23 protein-coding genes are annotated in these 25,594 nt (G+C 49.2%); 5 read left to right on the top strand and 18 right to left on the bottom strand.

Annotated elements, in window-relative coordinates:
- Nucleotides 1-41: 41 nt before the first annotated feature.
- The 6 genes from spoVT to V5J77_RS00310 form a co-directional block, all read right to left on the bottom strand.
- The gene (gene spoVT / locus V5J77_RS00335; RefSeq protein ID WP_338553828.1) at nucleotides 42-584 is read right to left on the bottom strand and encodes a stage V sporulation protein T; all 543 of its coding nucleotides are present in this window, start codon (nucleotides 582-584) and stop codon (nucleotides 42-44) included.
- 469 nt (nucleotides 585-1,053) lie between these two features.
- The gene (locus V5J77_RS00330; RefSeq protein ID WP_338553827.1) at nucleotides 1,054-1,284 is read right to left on the bottom strand and encodes a hypothetical protein; all 231 of its coding nucleotides are present in this window, start codon (nucleotides 1,282-1,284) and stop codon (nucleotides 1,054-1,056) included.
- 351 nt (nucleotides 1,285-1,635) lie between these two features.
- The gene (locus tag V5J77_RS00325; protein ID WP_338553826.1) at nucleotides 1,636-2,100 is read right to left on the bottom strand and encodes a hypothetical protein; all 465 of its coding nucleotides are present in this window, start codon (nucleotides 2,098-2,100) and stop codon (nucleotides 1,636-1,638) included.
- Between the two features lie 207 nt (nucleotides 2,101-2,307).
- Entirely contained in the window at nucleotides 2,308-2,508 is a 201-nt protein-coding gene (locus tag V5J77_RS00320) for a hypothetical protein (protein ID WP_338553825.1), read from the bottom strand.
- Between the two features lie 13 nt (nucleotides 2,509-2,521).
- The gene (locus V5J77_RS00315; protein ID WP_338553824.1) at nucleotides 2,522-3,394 is read right to left on the bottom strand and encodes an SPFH domain-containing protein; all 873 of its coding nucleotides are present in this window, start codon (nucleotides 3,392-3,394) and stop codon (nucleotides 2,522-2,524) included.
- Nucleotides 3,395-3,654: 260 nt separating this feature from the next.
- Nucleotides 3,655-4,830: an asparaginase gene (locus tag V5J77_RS00310; protein WP_338553823.1), complete on the bottom strand. Its 1,176-nt coding sequence runs from the start codon at nucleotides 4,828-4,830 to the stop codon at nucleotides 3,655-3,657.
- A 199-nt stretch (nucleotides 4,831-5,029) separates the two neighbouring features.
- Here V5J77_RS00310 and V5J77_RS00305 point away from each other — a divergent pair, with 199 nt between their 5' ends.
- From V5J77_RS00305 to V5J77_RS00295, 3 genes are all read left to right on the top strand, one after another.
- The gene (locus V5J77_RS00305; RefSeq protein ID WP_338553822.1) at nucleotides 5,030-5,605 is read left to right on the top strand and encodes a TetR/AcrR family transcriptional regulator; all 576 of its coding nucleotides are present in this window, start codon (nucleotides 5,030-5,032) and stop codon (nucleotides 5,603-5,605) included.
- A gap of 90 nt (nucleotides 5,606-5,695) precedes the next feature.
- Nucleotides 5,696-7,531 carry an alpha/beta fold hydrolase gene (locus V5J77_RS00300; protein WP_338553821.1) on the top strand — a complete coding sequence of 612 codons (1,836 nt, stop codon included), beginning with the start codon at nucleotides 5,696-5,698 and terminating at the stop codon, nucleotides 7,529-7,531.
- Nucleotides 7,532-7,628: 97 nt separating this feature from the next.
- Nucleotides 7,629-8,648, top strand: a complete 1,020-nt coding sequence (locus tag V5J77_RS00295; protein WP_338553820.1) for an iron chelate uptake ABC transporter family permease subunit — start codon at nucleotides 7,629-7,631, stop codon at nucleotides 8,646-8,648.
- 144 nt (nucleotides 8,649-8,792) lie between these two features.
- Here V5J77_RS00295 and urtE read toward each other — a convergent pair whose 3' ends face one another.
- From urtE to V5J77_RS00265, 6 genes are all read right to left on the bottom strand, one after another.
- Nucleotides 8,793-9,506, bottom strand: a complete 714-nt coding sequence (gene urtE / locus V5J77_RS00290) for an urea ABC transporter ATP-binding subunit UrtE (protein WP_338553819.1) — start codon at nucleotides 9,504-9,506, stop codon at nucleotides 8,793-8,795.
- Nucleotides 9,484-10,263 carry an urea ABC transporter ATP-binding protein UrtD gene (urtD, locus tag V5J77_RS00285; RefSeq protein WP_338553818.1) on the bottom strand — a complete coding sequence of 260 codons (780 nt, stop codon included), beginning with the start codon at nucleotides 10,261-10,263 and terminating at the stop codon, nucleotides 9,484-9,486. Before urtD ends, urtE begins: the two co-directional genes overlap by 23 nt.
- Nucleotides 10,232-11,317 carry an urea ABC transporter permease subunit UrtC gene (gene urtC, locus V5J77_RS00280; protein ID WP_338556478.1) on the bottom strand — a complete coding sequence of 362 codons (1,086 nt, stop codon included), beginning with the start codon at nucleotides 11,315-11,317 and terminating at the stop codon, nucleotides 10,232-10,234. The genes urtD and urtC overlap by 32 nt, the downstream gene beginning before the upstream one ends.
- 26 nt (nucleotides 11,318-11,343) lie before the next feature.
- The gene (gene urtB / locus V5J77_RS00275; RefSeq protein WP_338553817.1) at nucleotides 11,344-12,249 is read right to left on the bottom strand and encodes an urea ABC transporter permease subunit UrtB; all 906 of its coding nucleotides are present in this window, start codon (nucleotides 12,247-12,249) and stop codon (nucleotides 11,344-11,346) included.
- Nucleotides 12,250-12,360: 111 nt separating this feature from the next.
- Nucleotides 12,361-13,623: an urea ABC transporter substrate-binding protein gene (urtA, locus tag V5J77_RS00270; RefSeq protein WP_338553816.1), complete on the bottom strand. Its 1,263-nt coding sequence runs from the start codon at nucleotides 13,621-13,623 to the stop codon at nucleotides 12,361-12,363.
- A 495-nt stretch (nucleotides 13,624-14,118) separates the two neighbouring features.
- Nucleotides 14,119-15,519, bottom strand: a complete 1,401-nt coding sequence (locus V5J77_RS00265; protein WP_338553815.1) for an MATE family efflux transporter — start codon at nucleotides 15,517-15,519, stop codon at nucleotides 14,119-14,121.
- Between the two features lie 158 nt (nucleotides 15,520-15,677).
- Here V5J77_RS00265 and V5J77_RS00260 point away from each other — a divergent pair, with 158 nt between their 5' ends.
- Nucleotides 15,678-16,562, top strand: coding sequence for an AraC family transcriptional regulator (locus tag V5J77_RS00260; RefSeq protein ID WP_338553814.1), 885 nt, complete (start codon nucleotides 15,678-15,680; stop codon nucleotides 16,560-16,562).
- Between the two features lie 109 nt (nucleotides 16,563-16,671).
- Here V5J77_RS00260 and V5J77_RS00255 read toward each other — a convergent pair whose 3' ends face one another.
- The 4 genes from V5J77_RS00255 to pth all read right to left on the bottom strand — a co-directional run bounded on the left by V5J77_RS00255 (nucleotide 16,672) and on the right by pth (nucleotide 22,764).
- A complete protein-coding gene (locus tag V5J77_RS00255; RefSeq protein WP_338553813.1) occupies nucleotides 16,672-17,829 on the bottom strand; it encodes a peptidylprolyl isomerase in 1,158 nt (385 codons plus the stop codon).
- A 77-nt stretch (nucleotides 17,830-17,906) separates the two neighbouring features.
- Nucleotides 17,907-21,434, bottom strand: coding sequence for a transcription-repair coupling factor (mfd, locus tag V5J77_RS00250; RefSeq protein ID WP_338553812.1), 3,528 nt, complete (start codon nucleotides 21,432-21,434; stop codon nucleotides 17,907-17,909).
- Between the two features lie 407 nt (nucleotides 21,435-21,841).
- A complete protein-coding gene (locus V5J77_RS00245; protein WP_046234476.1) occupies nucleotides 21,842-22,075 on the bottom strand; it encodes an anti-sigma-F factor Fin family protein in 234 nt (77 codons plus the stop codon).
- Between the two features lie 128 nt (nucleotides 22,076-22,203).
- Complete coding sequence (pth, locus tag V5J77_RS00240) at nucleotides 22,204-22,764, bottom strand: aminoacyl-tRNA hydrolase (protein ID WP_338553811.1); 561 nt, start codon at nucleotides 22,762-22,764, stop codon at nucleotides 22,204-22,206.
- 363 nt (nucleotides 22,765-23,127) lie between these two features.
- On the opposite strand from pth, the gene V5J77_RS00235 reads away from it, so the two are divergent.
- A complete protein-coding gene (locus V5J77_RS00235) occupies nucleotides 23,128-24,270 on the top strand; it encodes a WG repeat-containing protein (RefSeq protein ID WP_338553810.1) in 1,143 nt (380 codons plus the stop codon).
- Here the strand turns inward: V5J77_RS00235 and V5J77_RS00230 are convergent.
- A complete protein-coding gene (locus V5J77_RS00230) occupies nucleotides 24,267-25,181 on the bottom strand; it encodes a metallophosphoesterase (RefSeq protein ID WP_338553809.1) in 915 nt (304 codons plus the stop codon). The genes V5J77_RS00235 and V5J77_RS00230 overlap by 4 nt on opposite strands.
- A 62-nt stretch (nucleotides 25,182-25,243) precedes the next feature.
- Nucleotides 25,244-25,588 carry a multidrug efflux SMR transporter gene (locus tag V5J77_RS00225; protein ID WP_338553808.1) on the bottom strand — a complete coding sequence of 115 codons (345 nt, stop codon included), beginning with the start codon at nucleotides 25,586-25,588 and terminating at the stop codon, nucleotides 25,244-25,246.
- Nucleotides 25,589-25,594: the final 6 nt, after the last annotated feature.

Raw genomic sequence — 25,594 nt, 5'->3', positions numbered from 1 at the left:
CTGCTTGCACCGGGCTTTTGCATTTGATGGGACGACCTGTTTTACTGCTCCATTTGCTTCGCTAAAAAGCCCGCAGCAGTCTCTGCCATTTTTTGCTCCATAATCGACATTTTCACAGCATCATCCTTGCTAAGCAGCACAACCGTACCAATCGGGTCTCCGCCTGCAATAATCGGCGCTACAACGAAGGCCGAGAAAGTGTCGCTTATATCTTTAATCATCTCATAAGCACCAGGAGTCGTTTCAGCTATAGCTTTGCGGTTCTCCATGCAGCTTTCCAGTATCGGCCCCACCTGCTTGTCCAGCAGATCTTTCTTGGAAGCGCCGGCTACCGCAATAATCGTATCCCGGTCAGAGATGAGCGCCACATGATTCGTGCTCTCAAACAATGATTCTGCGTATTCTTTGGCAAAATCCCCAAGTTCGCCAATCGGAGAGTACTTCTTAAGAATAACCTCCCCATCGCGATCTACAAATATTTCAAGCGGGTCACCTTCCCGAATGCGTAGTGTCCGGCGAATTTCCTTCGGAATAACTACACGCCCAAGATCATCAATGCGGCGTACAATTCCAGTTGCTTTCATTTCATGTTGCCCCACTTTCCTAGAGGATTTTAAGTCTACTGGGTACGAACTGCCTGTCTAATAGCGTAAACGGCTATCGCCGTCATTTATCGGCAAAGGCTCGTTTTGCACTGAAATATAAGCGGGTTATAAGCAGGAACTTATAAAGTCTTATATTTAAAAAACACGGCTAACAGGGGAATCCTCGAATGCTGAAGCAGTCGTTTTCCGATGCATGACGAAGGCCGCCACTCGAAGGATCGTTCTCTACTTGATCAGGCTAGGCAATGCGTTTGCTGTGAATCTGACCATAGTATTCATCCGCTCCCAATTTCTTATGCACGAACCTTGAACAGCAACCCTTTAAACTATTTTACCCTCTGCATCCCCTGCATTAACACCGCCTTTCAGCACTCCTGAAAGACGGCGGGCAGCTCAATCCCCGACTTATTTCCTAGTTCCAGCGGGTTAATATCCCTGTACGTAGTGGTTAGACCTGTATCTCTTGCCCACCGTCTGCCTTCGCATTTTTCCCTTCTCCTCGAAAAGTAAAACATCCCGCTGCTCCATTAAGAGCGGCAGGATGCCTAAATAACATGACGGTAGCAAGCAAAGTCATAGCCGCAATCATTTTGGGACGAGCCTTGAGAACCTCGGCAGTAGGAAAATTACGCTGATCTTTCCGATCCTCTTCCAGCACAGCCCTAGTCAGCTTCTCCATTATTAACTCCTCCTTTAAAATCAATCAATCACGCCTCAGCAGTTCGGCATGCTTCCGCTTTAAAGCTAAAAACGCTTTGTGCTCACGCACCTCCGGCAAGCGCTCTGAAGGCAAATCCACTTCAAATTGCTTTAAAATTCGTACAGGTCCAGCTCCCATTACGACAATACGCTGCGACAGAAAAATCGCTTTATGAAACGTTCAATTTACACCGCCTGCCCCGCTTACAATCCAGCAAGCGGGCTGGCGGCGTATTTGTCATAGCCGCCGCCCTCATCGTTAGATAACCTAACATTTTTTATTAGAATACCGTAATTTTTTATGGTTTGTCAATTTATATGTTAGATTTATTTACATTAGACTACTTGCTCGCTGATATTCCCTCCAGTTTTGTAAATCAGCAGACTCCACCCAAAACTGATTGTTATCCATCCACTGGTAGTCGACGACAGGCCAAGTTGGCGTGTACATATACTCCTTGCTCATCTCCGCACTCTCATAAGGAACGACCTTCATCTGCACCAAATCAACAACAAACAACACATGCCTAATAACCTGTCCACCCTCATTGTAGCCATATCTCAACAGCAGCTTGTTTTTCTCGGGGGAAAGCTTATAATCTTGAAAAATGCCATCCGCCAAACCAACGCTCTCTACTTTGGAATCATGTTCCTTTACCAAAATAGTCGAGCATCGCTTATTGGCACAATTGTACTTCAGCAAAATAAATCGCTCTTGGTCTGCGAGATCAAGCAACTCCAATTTGGGTCGGGCAGCCTCATTTTCACTATCCGCAATATCCGTTTGCTGGCCCATAGCAATAATCTTCCTGCCAGGAAATTTATAGCTAACGACGTTTTCTTCTGCAAAAAAGTTACAAGGCGGCAGTGCTCATTCAATGACCCTTACTCCAGGGACTTACCAACCTCAAACAAAGCCAAACAGCAGCGCCATCACCATTTGACGGCAGCTGCTGTTTGGCTTTATTTCTCGCCTATATTCAAGCTCATTATCTGCTTCTCTCTATTCCCTAGACTCACCGGCGTTTTCCAGAGGCTCGGCTGGCCGCGGCTTCGGCAGCCTGCCCGAACGACTAAGTGCTTCGCGGAGCAAAAACTCAATATGACCATTGACGCTGCGAAATTCCTCATTAGCCCATTGCTCCAGAGCACGGTGAATGTCAGGATTCAGTCGGAGCGGAAAAGCTTTCTTTTCTTTTCCCATTATCGACAGCTCCCTACGTGTACAAAGACCCGGTGTTAATGACCGGCGTGGCAGAACGATCCGATACGATCGCCACCATCAGATTGTTGACCATCGCCGCACGCCGCTCCACGTCCAGCTCAATTCCGCTATCCTCCAATTGCTTCAATGCCGCATCCACCATACCAACCGCGCCTTCAACGATTTTCTGGCGAGCCGCCACAATCGCTGTCGCTTGCTGCCTTTGCAGCATTGCACTAGCAATTTCCGGCGCGTAGGCCAGATGCGTCAGCCGAGTTTCTATGACTTCAACCCCTGCAACCGCAAGCCTGCTTTGCAGCTCCTTGAGCAGTTCCTCTGCCACTTCCTCGGAATTGCCTCTCAGAGACATCGCGTTCTCATCCATATGCGTATCATAAGGGTGCTGTGCTGCCGTGTGGCGAACAGCCGTCTCGCTTTGAATTTCCACGAAACGCTCATAATTGTCGACATCAAAGCTTGCACGGGACGTATCCGTTACTTTAAAAACAACAACCGCACCAATTTCAATCGGATTGCCGTCGGCATCATTGACCTTCAGCGTATGGCTGTTAAAGTTGCGCACTTTAAGCGATACCTTCTGCTTGTTCGTCAGCGGAAGCGTCATCCACAGCCCCGCACTTATGACCGTACCGATATATTTTCCGAAAAAGGTAATGACCTTCGCTTCATTCGGCTGCACAATCGTCAGCGAGGAGGCCGCGATAATAAAAACAAAAATCAGCAATGCACCCGCGATAATCGAAAGAAAGTCCGGTTGTGCGCCCGATGCGCCAAACAAAATCAGAATAACACCCCCAATAAGCGACAATACGCCAACCAGCAATGCCAAAAATCCATTCACATGCCAAGCCTTGAACTCCTTCATCTGTCAGCACACCCCTTAGTATTAATTTGATATATTTATGATATCACTTTTTACATTTATATGCAAATTCTAAAAAAGCCCACAGCCACCGTCATCCTCTGGCGGTGAAGCTGCCGTTCCGCTGGTGTTATATAAGCACGTACAAGGGTATAACTCATACATGTGTATATTTCTAAAAAAACAAAAGCCCAGGAGATTGTGATCTCCCAGGCTTTTATCCTTCCGTCTTATTTATTCAACCCTCGTCTAAATACTTTCTATTACGCAGCAGCTTTCACCGCTGTAGCTTCAGGCACTTCCAGCGCACCATAAACGGTGAACCATTTTTGCATAGTCGGGAAATCGCTTGTGTACGTCAGAGTCAGCATAAGCAGGATACGAGCATGAGCCGCATTCAAATTATCTCCTGCCAAAATCCCCTCGCTGCCGCCGTAAATATTGCCCGATCCGGTTCTTGTCGTCGTTACGAAAATCACGCCTTTTTCAATCGCTTTCGTACGCTCTTCTCTCATTGCAGCGGAAATGCCGCCAGCTCCCGTACCCGCTGTAACAATCCCTTTTGCACCACCGTCTACAAAGCCTTTAATGGCCTCACCGCCAGCCCCTTGATACGAATAAGCAATTTCGACCTTCGAGAAGCCTGCCTTCGGCAGCTTAGACAGATCGAATGGTGTCGCCCACTCTGCATCGGTTTTCAGCGCTCTTGTCGGCACACGGTAAATTTGAATAATTGATTCGTCAATGTAGCCTAGCGGACCAAATCCAGGCGATTCGAAAGTATCGAGACGAAGTGCATTTGTTTTCGTCACTTCACGCACAGCATGAATTTCATCATTCAGCATCAGCACGGTGCCGAATTTCTTCGTCTTGCCGCTGGCCGCCAGCTTGATGGCATTGAACAGATTCGCCGGAGCATCACTTCCGATTACCGTCCACGGACGCATAGAGCCTGTAATAACAACCGGCTTCGAGCTGCGAACCGTAAGGTCGAGGAAATAACCGATCTCTTCCATCGTATCCGTACCCGTCGTAACGACGACACCATCGTATTTCTTCAACGCTGCATCCACCGTCATCGACAGGCTTGCCAGATCGTCCATCAGATAAGCCGATGAGCCTTTGTTGCCAAATTGCACAGTCTCAACGTCCGCCATCTTATCCAGATTCGGCAGACTTTTCACCATATCTTTAATTAAAAGCGTACCCGCACGGTACGTTTGAAAGCTTGTCTCATCCGTCGATTGTCCAGCAATTGTACCGCCTGTACCAATAACCAAAATGTTAGGCAGCTTCGATTTCTGGAAGGAAGCAGGTACCTCTGGAAAAGCAATGGCCTGAATAGCAGCCTCGGCAGCTCCTACAGGGGAAATAAATGTAATCAGTGCGATAATGGCAGAAAGCGAAAAAACAGTCATCCTTTTAATAGACAGCATCATCTTGGTTCCCTCCACTTTAACTATATTATAATCTCTATTGCGTTATATTATCTCACATAAATAAATTGAACAAGTGACTTTATACCTAGTTATGTAACTATATATAACATTAACTTAACAATTATTTAAGGTCCCTATTACAAATATCTGCGTATATTCAAGCATTGACAAATTAAAATTAGTCCTATACAGTACTAATATGAAAACAAAACAATCCAACCGCGAGGTCGCCTTGCACGCGGCCCAACAGTTATTTTTGAGCAAAGGCTATCTGGTTACGAGCATGGATGACATCGTAGCTGCCAGCAAAGTGTCCAAAACGAACATCTATTATTATTTCAAAAGCAAAGAAGAGCTGCTGTCCGCCATTATTGAACGAATGATTAACCAATACGAAAGCTTGTTCGAGCAAATTGGCAGACAAAATGATCTGCCTGTACTTGAGCGTCTGACTAAGCTCGCCTGGCTATTGACCGAGCAGGATGCACGCTGCCTTGGCGGCTGCCCCTTTCTGACTCTCTATACGCAGGCACCGCTGGATAACGGCCCCTTCAGCGAGCAGTTCCGCCGTTTTTTCCAAAGCCAGCTTTCCTTTATTGAGCAGTTGCTGCACGAGGGAATATCGCGCAAAGAGCTCAAGCCCGACTTGCCGGTCGAACCAACCGCCGCCCTTATGCTGTCTACGATAGAAGGAGCTTTATTTTTGCAGCATGCCAGCCAGAATCCAAATACCGTTACACATGCGTTTCATGCTTTAGCAGCCTTGCTAAAGTAATTTTTTTAACCATTTTAGTACTACTAAGTACTAATTTTTAGACAGCAACCCCCTTTTAACTCACAAAAAGATGGATATAGAAGGAGCAAAATGATGACACATTTATTTGTTACAGGCGGCACAGGATTTATTGGACAACGATTAATACAGGCCCTTGCACAAACCAAGCAGCACACAACCGTTCTCGTTCGTTCTTTAAGCAAGTATGAGCAGCTTTTGGACAAGCTGAACCTACGGCATAACGAGTTCATTAAGCCGGTATGCGGCGATTTGACACAGCCTTTATTGGGCTTGAGCAGAGAGGATTTGGCGCGAGTGAAAACAGCGGATGTCATTATTCATGCGGGCGGTCCTATGGATATCAGTCTGAGTGACGAACAGGCCAAGCTGGTGTTTTTACAGGCCTCACAGCATATGGCTGAAATCGCCTCTCTTATTCATACAGAAAAGTCGCTGCGCCATTTTATCCACTTGGTCGGCTTTAAAAGCCCGTTTCGCAATGAGGATCTATCGCAGAAAGCGCAGGCTCTTGCCTCTTTAAACCATGAGCCGCCTTATGAGCAGGCCAAGTTCCTTGCTGACCTTCACCTGCGGGAGCAAAGCGCCAAACAAGGCTATCCTCTGTCCGTCGTCCACCCCGGCGTCGTCATCGGCGATTCCGCAACAGGAGAGACAGAGCAGCTTGGCGGTCTCGGCATTCTCGTTGATGCTGCACGCCGAAAACTGATGGCCCTTGCGCCGGGGGGTGAAAAATATTGGCTGCCCCTGTTTCACCTTGATCACGCCGCCGCCTTTCTCGCCGCACTTGCCCAAGAAGAGCAGCCTCTCAGTCAAACGTATTATTTGCTGCAAGCGAAGGAGGACAATCCTAATATGATGGAGCTTATTACAACGATGGCCAAGGAGCTTCGCGTAGCTAAGCCTGTCGGCTCTCTACCGCTGGGGATCTTATCCAAAGTACTCGGAAGCCCGCTGGGCGGCAAGCTGGGCATTCCTCAACAATCACTGAACTTTGTCGTAGACGATTCTTATTCGCTCGATTCCGCCCGATACATTCAACAAAAATATGCGCTGGACTACACGGTGACACCGTCTGCTTTGCGCCGCACAATCGCTGATCTCGATTTTCGCCTCTCGCATTCCGTGATGGCGCATAAGGGCTACCATCAGCGCAAGCTAGGCAATATGACTGCCTTGCACAATAACAACCACAGCGGAAATCCAATTTTGTTCATACCCGGCACCTTTAGCGGAGCGGATTGCCTGATTCCTCTAGCCAATTATTTTCAAAATGCCAACGTCTGGCTCCCCGACCTTCCTGGACTAGGCAGAAGCCCCTATCACCATAAGTCCAACGTCATAGAAGGCCACTTGGAGAGCCTTATAGAAGCCATTGCCGAAATGGATACTCCCGTTATCTTAATCGGGCATTCTTATGGAGCTCTCCTTGCCGCCAAGGTCATGGAGCGACTGCCCGAACGCATTCAAGCGCTCGGACTGCTGCAGCCCGTTTTTCATCCGGCACCCTCCATGTATAAACAGCGCTGGCTTACGGAAATGGCGCTCTCACGCATGAGTGAGGACGCGCTCATCAAGTCGCTGATTAAGCAAAGCTGCTTCGAATCAGCAGCACAAATTCCAGCCGAATATACCCGATACGTCCAAGATGAGCTGCGCTCACCGCGGGTAAGGAGGACACTTGCCGAGCTATTGCGCGAGTTGACGCGTCCGCAAAGCTTTCAGCTAACGCCGGAACAGTGGGACGAGAAGAAGGTTCATATTTTATGGGGAGAACAGGAACGGAACTATCAGCTGCCTGAGCGCTACCGCCATTTGATGCTGAGCAGCCTTTCTTATGGGCATCATTTTCCGATCTCCCACCCAGAGCAAACAGCCCAGTTGCTGCGGCAATGGCTCAAGCTATAAGCAGACCTACTAAGTGTGATGAACAGTCCGGGTGTAATATTCCCTCTATATTTCCGATATAAAGGGAAATAGATTTTTTAGGAAGGACTATTGATTCATGACCACACGTACGAAAGCGAATCCTCTGTTTGTCTCTGCCTTGTTTATTTTAGGGCCAATTTTGTTAATTGCTTGTTTTGCTTGGCATTTGTCAACTGGTGTCATGGGACTAACCCTCATTGATTTTAAAGAAGTTATTTTTGCAAAGGATTGGGAATCCAACACATACGAAGTGCTGATGACATTAAGACTCCCCAATACCCTTGCCATTACATTAGCAGGAGCAGCACTCGCCGCATCTGCCGCTATGCTTCAAGGACTTACGCGCAATCGTATGGCTGCACCCACAACCTTTGGGCTGACGGAAATGACAAGCCTTGCCCTGCTTGTCACCTGGCCAAGTATGACTAATATTCCTCATTCAAGCACAGTCTCTATCATTACAGCAGTAAGCGCTATAACAGGCTGTCTCATAGGCTGCATCATCCTATATATCATGTTTCGAATGCTCAAAATCCCATTGACCTCGATTCAGCTTATTTTTGCTGGCGCTTTAATCGGAACAACTGCCCATTTCTTCTCATTATTATTGCGTCTATATATGGGTCACACCTTTGATCAAGGTGCCATTTTCATTTCAGTATTAGGGCACGGCATTTTTAAAGGAGAATCGTATGCCCTAGCTTCCCTGATTGTCGTCGCTCTAATTGGCGCTATGATTCTGTCATTCTTTATTTCCAAACATTATTATCAAGAGAAAAATGCCGGTGTTGTTGTATATAGTCTGTCCGCTATTGTCGTTATCGTTATGACGGGTATGGCCGTGTGGCTTGTTGGACCAGTAGCCTGCGTAGGATTTGTAACAGCCGCCCTGCTCAGCAAATGGTCCAGAAATAATTACCGAATTATTATTCCAGGATCAGCCATTATCGGAGCCATCCTCTTATTGCTTGTAAGTCTCTTAAGCAAGCTTATCTCCCCTATCACCGACATGCCGCTTGCCCACACTACAAATGCAGTTGCCATTCCCTTATTTATTGTTATGCTGTGGAACCATTATCGCAAAACGAAAATGTAACCACGTTGTCCCAGCACGTTAAGCAGACCAAAGCGGCTTCAACGATAACAACAATAGAAAATAAATACAGAAAAAGGCTTACCTCTCTAAAAAGCAGCTTGCACCTTTAGAGAAGTAGGCCATTCTTTTAGTTGAAACGCGGTATTATACCGTCAAATATTTTTTGATCACGTCGTTGCTCAACTGCGCGAGTGTTCCTTCCCAAGCCATAGCGCCCTTTTCCAAAATATAAAAATAATCGCCTACGCTTTTTACAAAATCGAGGCTTTGCTCAACGAGCAGGATCGCCGTCTGGCCATCCGCTTTAACGGAACGAATGACCTCGCGGATATCCTCCACGATGGAGGGCTGAATGCCCTCGCAAGGCTCATCGAGCAGCAGCAGAGATGGCTGCGAAGCGAGCGCTCTGGCAAAAGCAAGCTGCTGCTGCTGTCCGCCGCTCAGATCACCGCCGCGCCGCGCATACATTTCCGGCAGCACCGGAAATTTCGCAATGGCCGCAGGCGGAATTCTATTCGCCTGTCCACGCCCTCGCCCCTCCCGCGGCGCAGCCTCCAAGCCAATCAATATATTTTCGTATACCGTAAGCTGCCCGAAAATCTCTCTTCCCTGCGGCACGTATCCCATGCCGCTCTTCGCCCTTCTGCCCGGCGCTCTCTTTGTCAGATCCACACCTTTATAGGCCACTGTACCATGCCGCGCTTTCAGCAGCCCCATAATGCTTTTCATCAGCGTCGTTTTCCCAACGCCATTACGACCGAGCAGGCATACCACCTGACCCGGCTCCACCTTCAAGGATACATCGCGCAAAATAATACTTTCCCCGTATCCGGCCTCAAGCTGTCGAACGGCTAGCATCCGCATCCCGCCTTTTCCCCAAATACACCTCGGCTACCCGATCATCCCGCTGCACATCCTCCATTGTGCCTTCCTTGAGCAGTCTGCCTTCATGCATGACCGTCACCTTGCTCGCAAAGCCGCGCACAAACTCCATATCATGCTCGACGACGACGACGGAGCGTTCCCGAGCAATTTCCTGAAGCAGCTCCCCTGTTTTATCCGTCTCCTTATCGGTCATTCCAGCCACCGGCTCATCGAGCAGCAAAATATCGGGCTCCTGCAGCAGCATCATGCCGATTTCCAGCCACTGCTTCTCGCCATGCGAAAGCCCGCCTGCACGGCTATCCTCTTGGTCGGATAAACCGATCATCTCCAGCTGCCTTCTCATCCTTTTCTGCTCCTCTGCCTGCGGCCTTGCAAACAGCGTAGCGAACACGCCGCGCCGCTGACGCAGTGCAATTTCCAGATTTTCCAGCACGGTCATGGAAGGAAAAATCGAAGGCGCCTGAAACTTGCGCCCGATGCCAAGCTCGGCAATTTGATGCTCTTTTTTTCGCGTAATATCAATAGCGCCATTGAATGTAACCTGCCCCGTTGAAGGGCGGACCTTACCGCAAATAACATCCAGCATCGTCGTTTTGCCCGCGCCGTTCGGACCGATTAGGAAGCGCAGCTCCCCTTTTGCCAAGTTGAGGCTCATGCCCTGAATCGCTTTGAAGCCGTCAAATTCCACCGTCACGTCATTACATTGCAGGATACTCAATGGTTGGCTCATTTTTCGTCACCCTCCGTTTTTTGCCGAGCTTGATTTTGCCGAGCAGTCCCGTTAAGCCATTGGGCAGGAATACGACAACGACGACAAACATGGCACCGAGAAAATACGTCCAGCCCTCGGGATAGGAGGTGCTGAATTCACTTTTTGCCCAATTAAGCAATACAGCGCCCAGCGCCGCTCCGATTAAGGTGCCGCGCCCGCCAATAGCCACCCACAGCACCATTTCAATGGAGGGCACAATGCCCATCATGGAAGGAGAAATAATGCCCACATGGAGCACAAACAGCATACCCGCAATACCCGCAAACGCGGCGGATAAAGTGAAAATAGCCATCTGATACATAGCAGGATTGTAACCGATGAAGCGCACGCGGTTTTCTCCATCGCGAATGGCGCGGAGCACCTTGCCGAAGCGGCTGCCGACAACATAACGACATGCTACAAAAACCGCAATCAACACCAGCACCGTAACAAAATATAAAATCCGCTTCGTATCAGGGGAGGCGAGCGAAGCTCCTAATATTTGACTAAACCCCGTTACGCCGTTCGTCCCCCCAGTGAAAGCCTGCTGACCGATTAGCAGTGTCGTCGTAATAATGACCAACGCCTGCGTCAAAATCGTAAAATACACACCGCGAATGCGATTGCGGAAGGTGAAAAAGCCGAGAAATAGCGCCAGCAGTGCAGGCAGCATAATCCCCATAGCTACCGCAAAGCCAAAGCTGCTGAACGGCTGCCAGAACAGCGGCAGCTCGTTAAGTCCGCTCCAGCCCATAAAATCCGGCAGCTTCCCACCGCTTGCCGCAAGTTTCAAGTACATCGCCATCGCATACGCGCCGATGCCGAAGAATATGCCATGGCCGAGACTGAGAATGCCGGTATAGCCCCAAATTAAGTCCAGCCCTAGCGCCACAATAGCAAAAGCAAGAAACTTTGCGAGCAGGTTGAGGCGAAAATCACTCAAAAACATCGGCGCCGAGAACAACGCCACGGCCGCAGCTGCATAACCCGCCAAAATCCACAAACGCTGGGGTGATAAACCTCGCTGCTCTATTTTCACACCCGTCACCCCTTTCTCTATTAATCAAGCGAGCGTGTACGCATCGCCACAAACCCGGATGGACGCCATTGCAGAAATGCCACGATACACAAGAACACCAGCACCTTACCAAGCGAAGCATTCGTCCAATACTCAAACATTGTATTAAACACGCCGATGCCGAGCGCACCAAGCACCGTTCCAACCAGCTTGCCGACACCTCCAAGCACGACAACCATAAACGCATCAACAATATAATAGGTGCCCAGAGAGGGCCCAATCGGCCCCAACAGCGTGAGTGCACAGCCCGCAATTCCAGCAATGCCTGAGCCAATCGCGAAGGTCATGGCGTCTACGCGACGGGTCGATACACCAAGGCATGCCGCCATATCGCGATTTTGCATAACGGCACGCATGCGCCTGCCTTCAAGGCTGCGATAAATATAGAAGTACATGGTGATCAGACAGGCCGCGACCAAAGCGACAATGAAGAGCCTTTTGTAAGGAAGCACGACATCGTTCAATAGACGCATGCCACCATTCAGCCAAGCAGGACTGGTTACCGCCACATTGGGGGCTCCGAAAATAGACCGTGCCAGCTGCTGAAGCACAAGCCCAACGCCCCAGGTTGCCAGCAAGCTGTCAAGCGGCCTGCCATACAAATGGCGAATCAGGCTAACTTCAAGGAGAAATCCAAACAAGAACGCAATCAGGAAGCTTGCTGGAATCGCTAAAATAAAGTACCAGTCGAACCAAGAGCCCGGCATATAAGCTTGAAACAGATTTTGCGTCAAATAGGTGGAATAAGCGCCAATCATAATCAGCTCGCCATGGGCCATATTAATGACCTTCATTAAACCAAATGTAATCGCCAGCCCTAGTGCAATCAGCAGCAAAATCGAGCTTACGCTAATGCCATTGAACAGCTGCAATATAAATACATCCATCCCACTCTCCACCTCCTGCGATGGCTTGCGCCATCGCCATTATACCGCTGCTGCTATAGGCCATACACATCCGAAGCCCCAGAGCATCCCGAAATTATAAAACCAAGCCTTCTACTCGGATGGCTGAATGCTTGCTGCCCATTCATAGCTTTTCAAATATGGGTCAGGCTTCACCGCTTCGCCAGAATTCCACAGCTCCTTGAACTGCCCGTCTGCCTGAACCTCGCCAATCCTTACCGTTTTGTAAATATGCTGCGTCTCCCCGTCAATGCGCACCTTGCCTTCCGGCGCATCCCACTCTAGCTCCTTCGCCGCCTCTTTTACTTTGGCAACCTCAGTGGAGCCCGCCTTCTCTACGACCGCCTTCCACAAATACACCGCTGTGTATCCAGCTTCAATTGGGTCAGCCGTCACCCGATCCGCGCCATATTTCTTCTTATAATTAGCTACAAAAGCCGCATTGGCCGGCGTATCTGTCGTCTGATAGTAGTTCCATGCCGCCAAATGCCCTTCCAGCACATCAACCCCAATGCCGCGGATTTCCTCCTCTGCCACAGATACCGACAATGTCGTCAAATCCTGGGCGGAAATGCCTGCATCCTTCAACTGCTTGAAGAAAGCGACGTTGCTGTCGCCGTTTAGCGTATTAAATACGATGTCCGGCTTCGCTTCTTTGATTTTGCTAATAATAGTGCTGTAATCGGTATGTCCAAGCGGTGTATATTCCTCGCCTGCAAGCTCGCCTCCCTTAGCCTTGAGCTGCTCTTTAATGATCAGATTAGCCGTGCGCGGAAATACATAATCCGAGCCAAGCAGATACATTTTTTTGCCGCGATTTTCGAGCAGCCAGTCAACCGCCGGCACAATCTGTTGGTTCGTCGTCGCTCCTGTGTAGAAAATGTTTGGCGATGCCTCCAGCCCCTCATATTGCACTGGATACCAGAGCAAGCCATTCAATTCCTCGAATACCGGCTTCATTGCCTTACGGCTTGAGGAGGTCCATCCCCCGAACACAGTCGCCACCTTATCCTCAGAAATAAGCTTGCGGGCTTTCTCGGCAAAGGTCGGCCAATCCGACGCCCCATCTTCCACAACCGGAACAATCTGCTTGCCCAGCACACCGCCTGCCGCATTAATTTCTTCAATAGCCATTAGCTCTGCATCTCTTACCGACACTTCGCTTATCGCCATCGTCCCGCTAAGCGAGTGAAGGATACCTACCTTAATGCCATCTGACGGTGCAGCCCCATCGCTTCCCCCCGCCGTTTCCGAAGCTGCTGTCGAGGCCGTCTCTTTATTTCCCCCGCATGCCGCTACAATAAGACTAATAAGCAATACAATAATCCCCGCTTGAATGAAATTTCTGTTTTTCATTTTCCCACTCCCCTAAGTGACGCATTATTTGTATAAGAGACAGCTAAAACCGAACGTTATGAGAAGTTATGTATAAATCGTTCGTCCAGAGGGAACGTTCGCAGGTTCATTATAGATTGGCATTTTATCTCATGTCAATATATCTAACACAACTTTTTCTTTTTTTATTTCAATCGACAAAAAGATAGTTTTTATGACATATTTATTCAGTCTGAAAATGATTCCAATGCCTCATTCGCGTTTCAATCCGCTTCCCTCTTTATATTTAAGTTATTTTATCTAACATAAAATTAGACTTTCAACTCGCTTTTACTAAGGATGATGCCCGTTCGTTCATGCTCAGCTCTTGTTTTCAAGCATAAAAAAGCAGCTACACGCTTGGCGCATAGCTGCTTTTCCTTGTTTATGGATACTTACTCTTGTTGGTACGGCTATTTTTGTGATGCAATGACATGCAATAACCTCAAACGACACCCCAATGTTTTGGACCCATCTTCACTTAGCAAGGGCACCCGAGCCCGCCGCTAGCGTGCCTTGTACAGCCTTTTGCTCCCGTTCATTCTGCAGCTCGGCTTTGAGCAGAAATTTCCGCCCCCGCCAGCGAAATAGAGCTAACGCCCCCCGAATGTACTCATCCAAAATCATGCAGGCATAAATGCCAAGCAGCCCCCAGCCCAGCTCAATGCCAACCCAGTACGCCAGCGCCGTTGCAACGAGCCACATGGAAATTAGCGAGCTCCACATTGTAAATCTTGTGTCGCCGACGGCGTTCAGCGCATTTCCCATCGCCATATTGACCATTTTTCCTGGTTGCAGAATTAGATTGAGCCCAAGCAGCGAAACGCCAAGCGCTATAATTTCGCGATTTTCCGTAAATAATCCGAGCAGCTGCTTGCCGAATAGGAAGATAAGCATGGCATTGACCGTAACGATGGCAAGCCCAATCCACATGGCGCGATACGCTATGCCATAAGCCTCTTTCGTTCGGCCGGCTCCAAACAAATGAGCAATTTGAATTTGCACCGCCAAAGCAATGGAATAGCCTAACATGAAGCAAAACGATTCCAGTGTATTTAAATACGTGCGAGCCGCCAGCTCGGTCGTGCCGAGCATCGCCAGAAACGTATAAATAAGCAGCTGTGTAAATACCCAGCAGGACACATTGACGCCAAGCGGCCAACCGATTCGCAGCACATCGCCAAACAACTTGCGGCTGAAGCTTGTAAGATCGCGGACCCGAATGGTACGTTCAAAAGCATGCATGAACATAACAAACAGCACCGTGACGGCAAGCACACGACAGATAACGGTCGATATCGCTACTCCTTTCAGCCCCCATTCCGGAAAGCCGAAGGCGCCAAAAATAAACGCATAGTTGAGAACGACATGTATAAGATTCATGCCAATGGCTGTATACATCGGCCCCTTCGTATTGCCGGTGTTGCGAATCGCCGTGCTCAGCGCCGCCATTAAGGAAATGAGTACCATGCCCCCGCCCACGATAGAAATATAAGTTTCAGCAAGCGGCATCAAATGCTCCGGCAGCTTAAGGAGCGAAGCGATTTGCCCAGGCATCGTAAATAGTACGATGCTCAGCCCAATGCCGATAATACCGCTCACGCTGACCGCCATTATCGCAATCGTCCGAGCCTCCTCGTTTTTGCGTGAACCCAGCTTTTGAGCAATGAGTATGCCTGCTCCGCTGGCCACTGTAATAAACAGCGTCGTGAGCGCCTGAAACAGCTGATTGGAGAAGCCGACCACGGCAACCGCCTGATCCGATATCCGGCTTACCATCAGCGTGTCTGCCGCGCCAAGCAAAAATTGTAAAAACAACTCAATAAAAATCGGCCACGCCAGCAGCCACAGCGATAATTTTTTGTTCTTTACTGCCATCTTCCTATCTCCCTCTGGAGCCAGACTTGCTGGCTCATCCGTTGCTCTTATGTCATTCGTCTTCTCAAATTATAGATGCTATACTGAGCATGATGTATCATTTTCAAAACCGAAACTATTAAAATACAAACTTCAAGGCAAGGAGGAGGCATGGCCAGATGACGATGATTCATTTGACGATTCCCCCGCTTCCCCATTACATTATAGGCGGTCTTTCCATCGCCCCTGCCGGACGGAAACACCCGAGCAGAAGAAATATTGGCGTGTTCGACCTACTCGTCGTGAATAAAGGCTGCCTTTATATCGGGGAGGAAGAGCGAGAATATGAGGTGCGTGGTGGTCACGCCCTCATTTTGCGGCCTGATGCTCATCATTACGCGACGAGGGCCTGCCAAGAAACAACGGCTTACTACTGGATACATTTTCAGACGACCGGTGCATGGAGTGTTTCAGAAAGGCTCGCCGATCAACAGCCTGGCGGCAGCAGCCTTGAACGTATACAAAACAATAACTTTTACACGATGCCAACCTTTACAAAACAGCTCCCGCAGTTTGCCAGGCTGCTCCAGCCTTCGCGGATGGACAGCCTGCTGCGGCAGCTCGTGCAGTTGAATACAAATGATCATATTTCCGGCGTCAAATGGAAGCAGCAGCTCGCTTTTCAAGAGATTATGGAGCAGCTATCTGCCTCCTTGGAGGTAGCCGGGCCTTCACCCTCCGCACATTGCGCCGAGCAAGCCGCCTCCTATTTGCGTGAGCACTACCGTGATAACATAACAGCGCAGGAGCTAAGCGAGGCGGTTAACTTCCATTCCGTCTACATTGCCAGATGCATGCAAAAAGAGTTCGGCTGCGCGCCCTTCGATTATTTAATGCGCTTCCGCTTAGAACAAGCAAAGCTGCTTCTGCTTCAGACTGACCTTGCAGTCGCCCGCATTGCCGAGGAGGTCGGCTTTAATCAGCCTGCCTATTTCACCTCCTGCTTCTCGCGTTATGAGGGGCTTTCGCCGCGCCAATACCGCCAGCGCTTCTCGCATGGTTAAACGCGTGCGCCAAGCAGGCACAGCAAAAATCCCCATGCCTCAGCTAGTTAGCTAAGGCATGGGGATTTTGCTTATTCTATACACTCATCGCATATGCGATAGGCGTTTATTACTTCGCCGCAGGCGATGCGGACGGCTCTACCGACGCGCTAGGTGAAGCCGATGCAGCAGGCTCTTGTGATGCCGCAGCATCATCAGTCGCTTTCGCAGCGTCGCTTGCTGCTGGGGATTGCTCTGCATCTGGTGCAGGAGATTGCTCAGGCAGCGTAATTTTCACATCTTGATTTTTCATATCTTCGCTCATGAAAGTGCTCATGTGGGCGTAAGCCACAGCGCTCTCTACAGCTTCTTTCGTCGCATCGTCAAGCTTATCGTACGTCAGCTCATCGCGCTTCTCAACCATAATGACATGATAGCCATATTCGGTTTCTACTGGATCGCCGATAACGCCGATTTTTTGCGTCATGGCAGCATTTTTGAAGTTTTCAACCCAGTCGCCTGGCTTTGCATTTGCATATTGGCCGCCAGACTCCTTCGAGCCTGGATCATCAGAATAGACCTTAGCAAGAGCTGCCCAGTCGCCGCCTTCATCCAGCTTCGCTTTTACTTCTTTCGCGATTTTCAGCGCTTCTTCTTTCGTGCGCAGCTCCTTCGTTTCTTGTGTTTCCGAATCCTTCTCGGAAGTGGCAATTAGAATATGACGGAGCGTTACAGTCGAATATTTGGCAATGTTCGTTTCGAACTCTTTCTTAAGCTCCTCGTCGGTCACTTTGGATTTCATGTGATCTACAACAACAAGCATCAGCTTCATGTAGGTTTTTACATCGCTGTTTGTAATATTTTTCGCTTCCAGCTGCGTTTTGAGCTCGGCTTGCTGCGCCAGTGCCGCTTCAAAATCCGCGAACTGCTTGTCCGTATCTTTAGCAGCCTGCTTTACCGTTTCTTCGCTTGCTTGAGCCGCCAAGATTTTGTAAGCAATGTACTGCTGTAGCAATTGCTCCTGGAATTGCGGCAGAGCCGTGACGGACTCATAGCCTGGCTGCAAGAAATTAAATACCGCCAAATACTTTGTAAATTCAGCTTCTGTTACTTTGCCATTGTCCTTATAAGTAGCAACAGTCGCCCCTTCGCTTGTACCGCTGAACGCTGTACCGTTTCCTTCTTCTTTCTTCGAGCCGCAAGCCGCCAAAACCGACATGACCAGCACGGCCGCAACTACGAGCAGAGCCATTCTGCGCCATGTCGATTTACGTGTATTGTGCAACATTAATAAATCTCCTCTCAAATCATAAAGTTGATTGTATTGTAACAGATATGTGGGTCCTATTGCGAATTTACCGGAAATCAAGGAGCTGTATCCTGCAGCTCCTCCTTCACAATTCGTGCATCCGCGTAACGCTTCAAAAACTGCTCAAGCAGCAGCAGACGCTGATCCATATCGAGTCCCTTGCCTCGAAGGGTAATTACCGGATTGTCCTCCAACGAGCTGCCTTGGTGGAAGCGATTTTCGAAATGCAGGCACAGCTTGTCGACCTGTTTTCTATCAATCCGCTTCTTCTCGGCGGAGGCAAATCGTACGACGAGCTCATCATTGCGCTGACTAATCTGCTCAATGCCATACATTGCGCCATACACCTTCAATTTGGCTACCATCATCAGATTCTCTACCGCCTGCGGCAGGTTGCCGAAACGGTCGATGATTTCCTCGGTAAGATCCTCCGCCTCATCGAAGGAGCGCACTGACGCCACCTTCTTGTAAATCTCAATCTTTTGAATACTGTCATAAATATAATCGGATGGCAGGTAAGCATCTACGCTGACATCAATGAGCGTACTAACAACTCTGGTTTCCTGTACAGGGGCGCCATCAAGCTCCGCCTTGCGCTTGCTAATCTCATCGGCAAGCATTTGCGAGTACAAGTCAAAGCCGACCGACGCAATAAAACCATGCTGCTCTGCGCCAAGCAAATTGCCGGCACCGCGAATCGCAAGGTCGCGCATCGCGATTTTGAACCCGGAGCCAAGCTCTGTAAACTCTTTAATGGATTGCAGCCGTTTCTCGGCAACCTCCGTCAGCACCTTATCGCGCTGGTAGGTGAAATAGGCGTAAGCGATCCGATTGGAGCGGCCAACCCGTCCCCGCAGCTGATAAAGCTGCGACAGGCCCATTTTATCCGAATCATGGACGATAAGCGTATTGACGTTCGGAATATCAACGCCCGTTTCAATAATACTCGTGCTGACGAGCACATCGGATTCGCCGTCGAGGAAGTCGAGAATCGTCTTCTCCAGCTCCTGCTCCGACATTTGTCCATGCCCGACCGCTACCTTCGCATCCGGCACCAGCTCTGAAATCAGCTCCGCCATCTGATAGATTCCTTGAACGCGATTGTACAAATAGTAGACTTGACCGCCACGGGCCAACTCACGCTCAATCGACTCTCTGACAAGCGCCGTGTTGTATTCGACCACATAGGTCTGTACCGGAAAACGATTTTCCGGCGGCGTCTCAATAACCGATAAATCGCGAACGCCAAGCATCGACATATGCAGGGTGCGCGGAATCGGTGTTGCTGTCAGCGTCAGTACATCGACGTTATTTTTCAGCTTCTTGAGCTTCTCTTTATGCGATACACCGAACCGTTGCTCCTCATCGACAATCAGAAGTCCCAAATCCTTGAACACAATGTCCTGAGACAGCAGTCTGTGCGTGCCAATGACGACATCGACGGTCCCGGCTTTGAGGCCCTTCATTGTATCGTTTTGCTCCTTGCGGGAGCGGAAACGGCTCAGCACTTGAATATTAAATGGATAGCCGGAGAATCGCTCGCGGAAAGTCTCAAAGTGCTGCTGCGCAAGAATGGTCGTCGGCACGAGAATCGCAACCTGCTTGCCCTCAATAGCTGCCTTAAATGCAGCCCGCACAGCAACCTCCGTCTTGCCATAGCCAACATCGCCGCAAAGCAAACGATCCATCGGCATCGGCTTCTCCATATCCCGTTTGATTTCCTCGATGGCACGCAGCTGATCACGCGTCTCGTCGTAAGGGAACATTTCCTCAAACTCGTTCTGGTAAGCGGTATCCTGTCCAAAGGCGAAGCCTGGCGCCGATTGGCGCTGCGCATACAGCTTGATCAAGTCATCGGCAATGTCCTTAACCGACGACTGCACCTTGCTTTTCGCCTTCGTCCACTCGCTGCCGCCCAGCTTATTAATCTTCGGCTCTTTTTCCTCATTGCCGACATATTTCTGAATCATATCGACTTGTTCAATCGGTACAGACAGCTTATCCCCGCCTGCGTATACGATGTGCAAATAGTCCTTATGAATACCTGCAATTTCCAGCGTGCCGATACCAACGTATTTGCCGATACCGTGGTTCTGATGCACCACATAATCGCCAACCTTCAGCTCGGTGTAGCTTTTGATCCGCTCGGCATTATCTATCTTCTTGTCGATACGGCGCGCTTTGCGCTGCTTCTGAGAGAACATTTCTCCTTCTGTAATGACGACCAGATGCGAGGAGGGCAGCTCAAATCCAGATTGCAGGTTGCCTTCCAGCAGCGTAGGCGGCTCAATATTGTAATCAAACAGCACGCGGCGCATGCGCTCCATGCGTTCGGCATTTCCGGCGAGCATGAGCACGTTAGCCCCAATTTTGCGCCAGCGGTCCATCTCTGCCTTAAGCACATTCATTTGTCCGTGGAAATTTTGCATCGCCCGGCTCGTCATATTGAGAATATTTTGCGGCTGCGAATGCGGAATTTGCCTTAAAAACAAGGATAAGAGCAGGGTAGGAAACCGCTTACTATACAGAACTTCCTCCGACTTGCACGCAAGCTCAAAGCCCGGCAGCGATTTTCCATTTTGCAGCAAATGCGTCGCCCATTCCGCCTCATCACGCTCAAGCTGCTTCGCCGTTTCAATCAAACGGGTAGGCTCATCCATAATAAGCAGCGTATCTTCTGGCATATAATCCATAATGGTCTGGCGTTCCGGATACAGCAGGGAAATATATTTATAGATATCGGTGAAATACATATGCTCGCGCAGCTTCTCCAGCTCGCTGCCGATTTCCGAGCGAAGCCGCTCCTTGGCTGTACGATCCGACATTTTGCCAAGCTGCTGCTCCAGCAAGGCGGCCGCATGGCTAGCTGCTGATGCAAAGCGCTCTGCGCTCGCAACAATTTCCTGGCATGGCGGAACCGTATAAGTCTGAATATTGCCTTGCGACCGCTGGTCAGCGGCGTCAAATGTCCGAATGGAATCGACATCATCGCCGAACCATTCTATCCGGTAAGCGGAAGCCTCCGTTAGCGGATAAAAATCGACGATTCCCCCGCGTACGCTCATTTCACCACGGGATTCAACGCGGTCTGCACGAACGTAGCCCAGTCCAGTCATTTTTCGCAGAAAGCTATCAATCGGCAGAACATCGCCCACGCTAATCGTAATTTTCGCCTCTGCCATAACGCCGCTTACAGGCAAGTAGCGCCGCATACCGGAAAATGGCACGACAACAATCCCGCGGAAGCCTTCGGACAGCTTGATCAGCACGTCCATTCGCTGCGCCAGCGTCTCAGGACTCGAGACCGCCGATTCGGCAGCTACCAGCTCATTAGCGGGATAGAGCAGCACAGTATCCGAGGAGAAGCATTCTTGAAGATCCTCTGCAATTTTCTGCGCTGAAAACATATTATGTGTCACGACAAGCATCGGACGGTCTATCTCTTCTTTCATTGCGGCCATTAGCACTTGTCTGGATGAACCGGCAAGCCCTGATACCATTTGCTCGCGCATTCCTGAACGGATTCCGGCTATTATGGACTGCACATCCGGATCAGCCGCAAAAGCCTGTATTAACGCTTTCAATCGTCTCGGCACCCCATTTCTATAAACAGACCACTTATAAACTCTTAAATTTCAAGGTGAAACGGCTGTAGCCATCCTTTGGAGGCGCGGCGCGTTTCATTCCGAGAAATATAGAGAAAGGATAACAAAAGGATATACTTTCCTATATTTCAAGCGTAAACGGCTGATGCCGTCCCCTTGCGGCAAGGCTGTCGTTTCGCGTAGAAATTTAAGCGGCTTATAAGCATACAACTTATAAATTCTTAAATTTCAAGCAAAACCGCCCACCTAAAAAGGTGAGCTCCTCGCTTTGCATGTATGAATCGCTATCATCGAAAAGAAGCCTCAGCCAGCCGCCAAGGCCTTACATTACTTGTGAGCTCAAGGTGAAACGGCTGTAGCCGTCCTTCTTTCAACTTGATTTCATTCTACTGCAACGGGCTCGCAATTAAGTTCAGCTCAGGGTTCGCCTCTAGCGCCTCCCGGCAATAATCGCAAATTACCTTAACCGTCACGTCTCCGTGCTGGTCATACGTAATTATATCGCTGCGCTCTTCAAGGGTCAAGAAATCGAAACCGAGCTGCTGCTCGGTAATTTCGCCACCGCCTGCAATCGTCCCGATAGGCGTACGGCAGTGTTTGCAAATATAGTTTACAGCCATATGTATGCCTCCTGAAGAATGGTTATACCCTTCAGTATGCCCAGCTATAGCCTATTTTACGCATCTACTGCAGCAGCATCGGGAAAAAGATGCTGTACGCCATGAACAGCACAGCCTTTTTGACCAAGCTAGCGATTAAACTTCGCCATCGTCTCCTCAAAAGACGCTTTCAGTGAAAATTCCGCTGCATCACAAGCCTGCTCAATCATCATTTTCAGCTGCTCCTGCTCGCTTTTCGGAAAGTTGGATAGCACATAGTCGGCAATGTTGCCGCCGGGCTGTGGACGCGTAATCCCCATCCGAATCCGGTCAAACGTCTGCGTGCCCAAATGTGCAATCAGCGATTTAATGCCATTATGTCCGCCGGGCCCGCCTTGGAAACGAAGACGAATACGCCCAACCTCCGTATCGAGATCATCGTATACGACAAGTCCTTCGGTCACATCAGATTTAAAATAATCAATGAACGAGCGCACCGATTCTCCTGACAAATTCATATAAGTCATCGGCTTGATCAGCACAACCTTCGTACCATTCACATTACCCTCGCCAATCAGCGCTTTGCATTTGCTTTGCGTTACTTGAATGCCCCATCGCCGTGCGAGCTCATCAATAACCATAAATCCAACGTTGTGCCTCGTGCCCTGATATTGCGTCCCAGGGTTGCCGAGTCCCACAATCCATTTCATAGCGGTCTTTCACTCCTTGCTATCTCGATCCTTATTTATCATTCGTTATGTTCTCCATTTTACCTTATTTTCCTTCACTGCGGGCAATATATTGCAGCAGATAACCGCTATGAACGTTAACATGGCTTACCCCTTCTTTTCGAAAAATGTTCCACGTGAAAAAATGACCTCTGCACTTCTATCTGTTTGCCTTCTTAATATTCAGCATAAAGTTGATTTCACGATATTTTAATTCTATATATTTATGAAACCTTGTATACAAGACTCCAACACTGCAACCTAACTCACCACCACAACGTCCATTAGACGTGGTAAATTAATTCCATATCCAACCAAACTAGCTACCAGAGAGGAAATGAGCGTATGCGATTAATTCGAGCATTATTTATGTTTGCCATCATCACCAGCCTGATTACAGGTACGGTATCTGCAAGCAGTGCAGAAGGCAATGGTTCGCAAAAGGAGACGAAACCGGCGGCTGAGGCGCGCTATTATTTGTATTTGATTAAGAAGGACGGCAAATACGGTTACATTAATCAAAGCGGGAAAATCGTCATCGAGCCCGTATACGACAGCGGTTCACGCTCGTTCTCTACAAAGCCGAATGAGCCGGTACAAGTTTACGACAACAAACAGAAAAAGGTCATTTATTTTTCGGCTGACGGAACGAAGCTGCTGGAATGCCCTCAGACGCGCTGCATCGGCATTATGCAGAACGAGCGGGTGATTTACACAGAGCAAGTTAAGGAAGCAGATGGAAAACTCCATAAGAGGTATGGTTATCTGAATGCCCAGGGTGAAAAGGTAACCGAGTCTATTTTTCATAAAGCTCGCGATTTTTCCGAAGGGCTCGCCATCGTAACGATAGGTAAAGGCAGCGGGTATATTAATACGGACGGAAAGCTTGTTATTCCTTATCAGTTCAGCAGCGCAACAAGCTTTTCAGATGGCATGGCTTTAGTGGGCTATTTAAAAAAAAGCAAGGAAGGCGTGACAATCAAATACGGGTTTATTGATCAAACTGGAAAGCTCGTAATTCCTGCCCGCTTCAACTATGCCGATTCATTTACGGAGGGTGCTGCACGCGTGTCTTCTGGAGATACCTATGGTTTTATTAACAAGAGCGGCGAGTTTCTGTTCGAGCCCAATTTCACCGCTGTTCAGCCTTTCTCGGAAGGTCTTGCCTATGTTGAACGCAACGGTAAATCCTTTTTCATTAATAAACAAGGAAAAAGAGCTACCATGAACGTAAGTTCCGGCGGCCCTTTCTCAAACGGACTAGCCCCTGTTCAAGCGGGCTCATCCTTTGGCTATATCAATCAGCAAGGTGCTTATGCGATTAAACCGTCGGCAGCATATAGCAATGCCGAGCCGTTCCGGGGAGAGCTGGCTGTTGTGGAGCTTCGTGAAAATTCAAAAATGAAAACGCCCGCTATGCATGCTTACATCAATAAGACAGGCGTTATCGTTTGGAACAATATTGAAGACGAAAAATGGCGGAGCTAGCTTTCTTTTTTATCCGCATGACCGTTATGCACAAAATAGTCCTGGGCTTCCATCCACTGGCGCGCCGCAAAATCACGGCCTCGGACACGCACGCCCTGCTCGTAGACTTCAATATAATAACCTTGGCTTCCGGCCTTATGCTCATCCTCATCCGTCCATAAATACGCGACGGACGCTGCGTTGAACATAGTCGCGATCTCGCCTTGCCCATCAAACACCGTATGCGGCGCACCCAGCTCCCAGTGGGTGTGCCCGGTGAACAGAATCACCTGCGGCCAGCCGGCCAGCACCGCGCGCAGTTCCTCGTCCTGATTCACGCCGTACCACTCCTGCTCCTCCAACGAGCCGGCAACGGTATTTTTCAGCGGCTGATGAAGGAATAGGAACACGGGACGCGCATCCCCCTGGTGCTCCTCCAGCTTTTCTCCAAGCCATGCCAGCTGCGTGCTGGATAGCTCCGCATTTTTCGCCGCCTGCGCCTCAGAACCAAGAAAAATAAAATGACTGCCCGCGATCCAGCGATCATAATAAACGCTGTTCATTCCCGTAAATTGCTTAAAGCTTCCAAGCTCCTGCCCTTGCTCCCAATCCAGCCACGTATCATGGTTGCCAATCGTATAAAGCACAGGCGGAAGCGTGCCGCTTTGCTTCACACGCTCGACAATAGCTGAAAACTGTACATATTCCGCTTCGGCCCCATGATCTGTAATATCACCGATATGCATAATGCCAGCGCTGCCCGAAGCTGTCGCCCGTTCCTGAATATCCAGCAGCGCCCGCTCAAATTGCTGATTATGCACATGATTCGGGTCAACCGTTACATGCGTATCCGTAATGACTTGAAAAAACATCAGCGGCTCGCCGAGGCTTGACACCCTATCCGTTTCACACCACAAACTAACCTTCTTCATCACAAAAACTCCTTTTGCCGCTTCGCTTCCTTAGCCTTAGCTGCTTCACCGCTCTAACTCCGCTAATTTCCCCTAACCGCTGCACCATGTGCGCTAATGCTCATATTTAGCCCAACAACACCGATCACAATCACTCCGACCCATAGCAGAGCCGACAGCGGAATTCGCTCGCCGAACCAGATATAGCCAGCCCCTGTAATGAGTGTAATGCCTATCCCTGACCATACTGCATACGCAACGCTCACATGCATATAACGCAGGGCAAAGTTCAGGCAGGTAAAGCTGCTTCCATAAAAAATAAACATAGCAATCGACGGCACCACGCGCGTGAAGCTCGCCGACAGCTTCATTGATATTGTACCTGATAACTCAAGCACTATCGCCAGTGCCAGCCATACATAACCCACTATTTA

Origin of the sequence: Paenibacillus sp. KS-LC4 (assembly GCF_036894955.1) — a bacterium.
Classification (GTDB): Bacteria; Bacillota; Bacilli; order Paenibacillales; family Paenibacillaceae; genus Pristimantibacillus.
This window is presented reverse-complemented; position numbering and strand designations above follow the sequence as displayed.

Bases quoted from the DNA above. Each gene is read 5' to 3' on its own strand.
- pth (WP_338553811.1), bottom strand. From the start codon at position 22,764: ATGAAATGGATTGTGGGACTCGGCAACCCTGGGACGCAATATCAGGGC.
- V5J77_RS00320 (WP_338553825.1), bottom strand. From the start codon at position 2,508: ATGGGAAAAGAAAAGAAAGCTTTTCCGCTCCGACTGAATCCTGACATT.
- V5J77_RS00265 (WP_338553815.1), bottom strand. From the start codon at position 15,519: ATGGCAGTAAAGAACAAAAAATTATCGCTGTGGCTGCTGGCGTGGCCG.
- urtA (WP_338553816.1), bottom strand. From the start codon at position 13,623: ATGAAAAACAGAAATTTCATTCAAGCGGGGATTATTGTATTGCTTATT.
- V5J77_RS00235 (WP_338553810.1), top strand. From the start codon at position 23,128: ATGCGATTAATTCGAGCATTATTTATGTTTGCCATCATCACCAGCCTG.
- V5J77_RS00330 (WP_338553827.1), bottom strand. From the start codon at position 1,284: ATGGAGAAGCTGACTAGGGCTGTGCTGGAAGAGGATCGGAAAGATCAG.
- V5J77_RS00295 (WP_338553820.1), top strand. From the start codon at position 7,629: ATGACCACACGTACGAAAGCGAATCCTCTGTTTGTCTCTGCCTTGTTT.
- V5J77_RS00260 (WP_338553814.1), top strand. From the start codon at position 15,678: ATGACGATGATTCATTTGACGATTCCCCCGCTTCCCCATTACATTATA.
- urtB (WP_338553817.1), bottom strand. From the start codon at position 12,249: ATGGATGTATTTATATTGCAGCTGTTCAATGGCATTAGCGTAAGCTCG.
- V5J77_RS00230 (WP_338553809.1), bottom strand. From the start codon at position 25,181: ATGAAGAAGGTTAGTTTGTGGTGTGAAACGGATAGGGTGTCAAGCCTC.
- urtD (WP_338553818.1), bottom strand. From the start codon at position 10,263: ATGAGCCAACCATTGAGTATCCTGCAATGTAATGACGTGACGGTGGAA.
- V5J77_RS00315 (WP_338553824.1), bottom strand. From the start codon at position 3,394: ATGAAGGAGTTCAAGGCTTGGCATGTGAATGGATTTTTGGCATTGCTG.
- urtE (WP_338553819.1), bottom strand. From the start codon at position 9,506: ATGCTAGCCGTTCGACAGCTTGAGGCCGGATACGGGGAAAGTATTATT.
- V5J77_RS00245 (WP_046234476.1), bottom strand. From the start codon at position 22,075: ATGGCTGTAAACTATATTTGCAAACACTGCCGTACGCCTATCGGGACG.
- spoVT (WP_338553828.1), bottom strand. From the start codon at position 584: ATGAAAGCAACTGGAATTGTACGCCGCATTGATGATCTTGGGCGTGTA.
- V5J77_RS00310 (WP_338553823.1), bottom strand. From the start codon at position 4,830: ATGATGCTGTCTATTAAAAGGATGACTGTTTTTTCGCTTTCTGCCATT.
- V5J77_RS00325 (WP_338553826.1), bottom strand. From the start codon at position 2,100: ATGGGCCAGCAAACGGATATTGCGGATAGTGAAAATGAGGCTGCCCGA.
- V5J77_RS00305 (WP_338553822.1), top strand. From the start codon at position 5,030: ATGAAAACAAAACAATCCAACCGCGAGGTCGCCTTGCACGCGGCCCAA.
- V5J77_RS00300 (WP_338553821.1), top strand. From the start codon at position 5,696: ATGATGACACATTTATTTGTTACAGGCGGCACAGGATTTATTGGACAA.
- V5J77_RS00255 (WP_338553813.1), bottom strand. From the start codon at position 17,829: ATGTTGCACAATACACGTAAATCGACATGGCGCAGAATGGCTCTGCTC.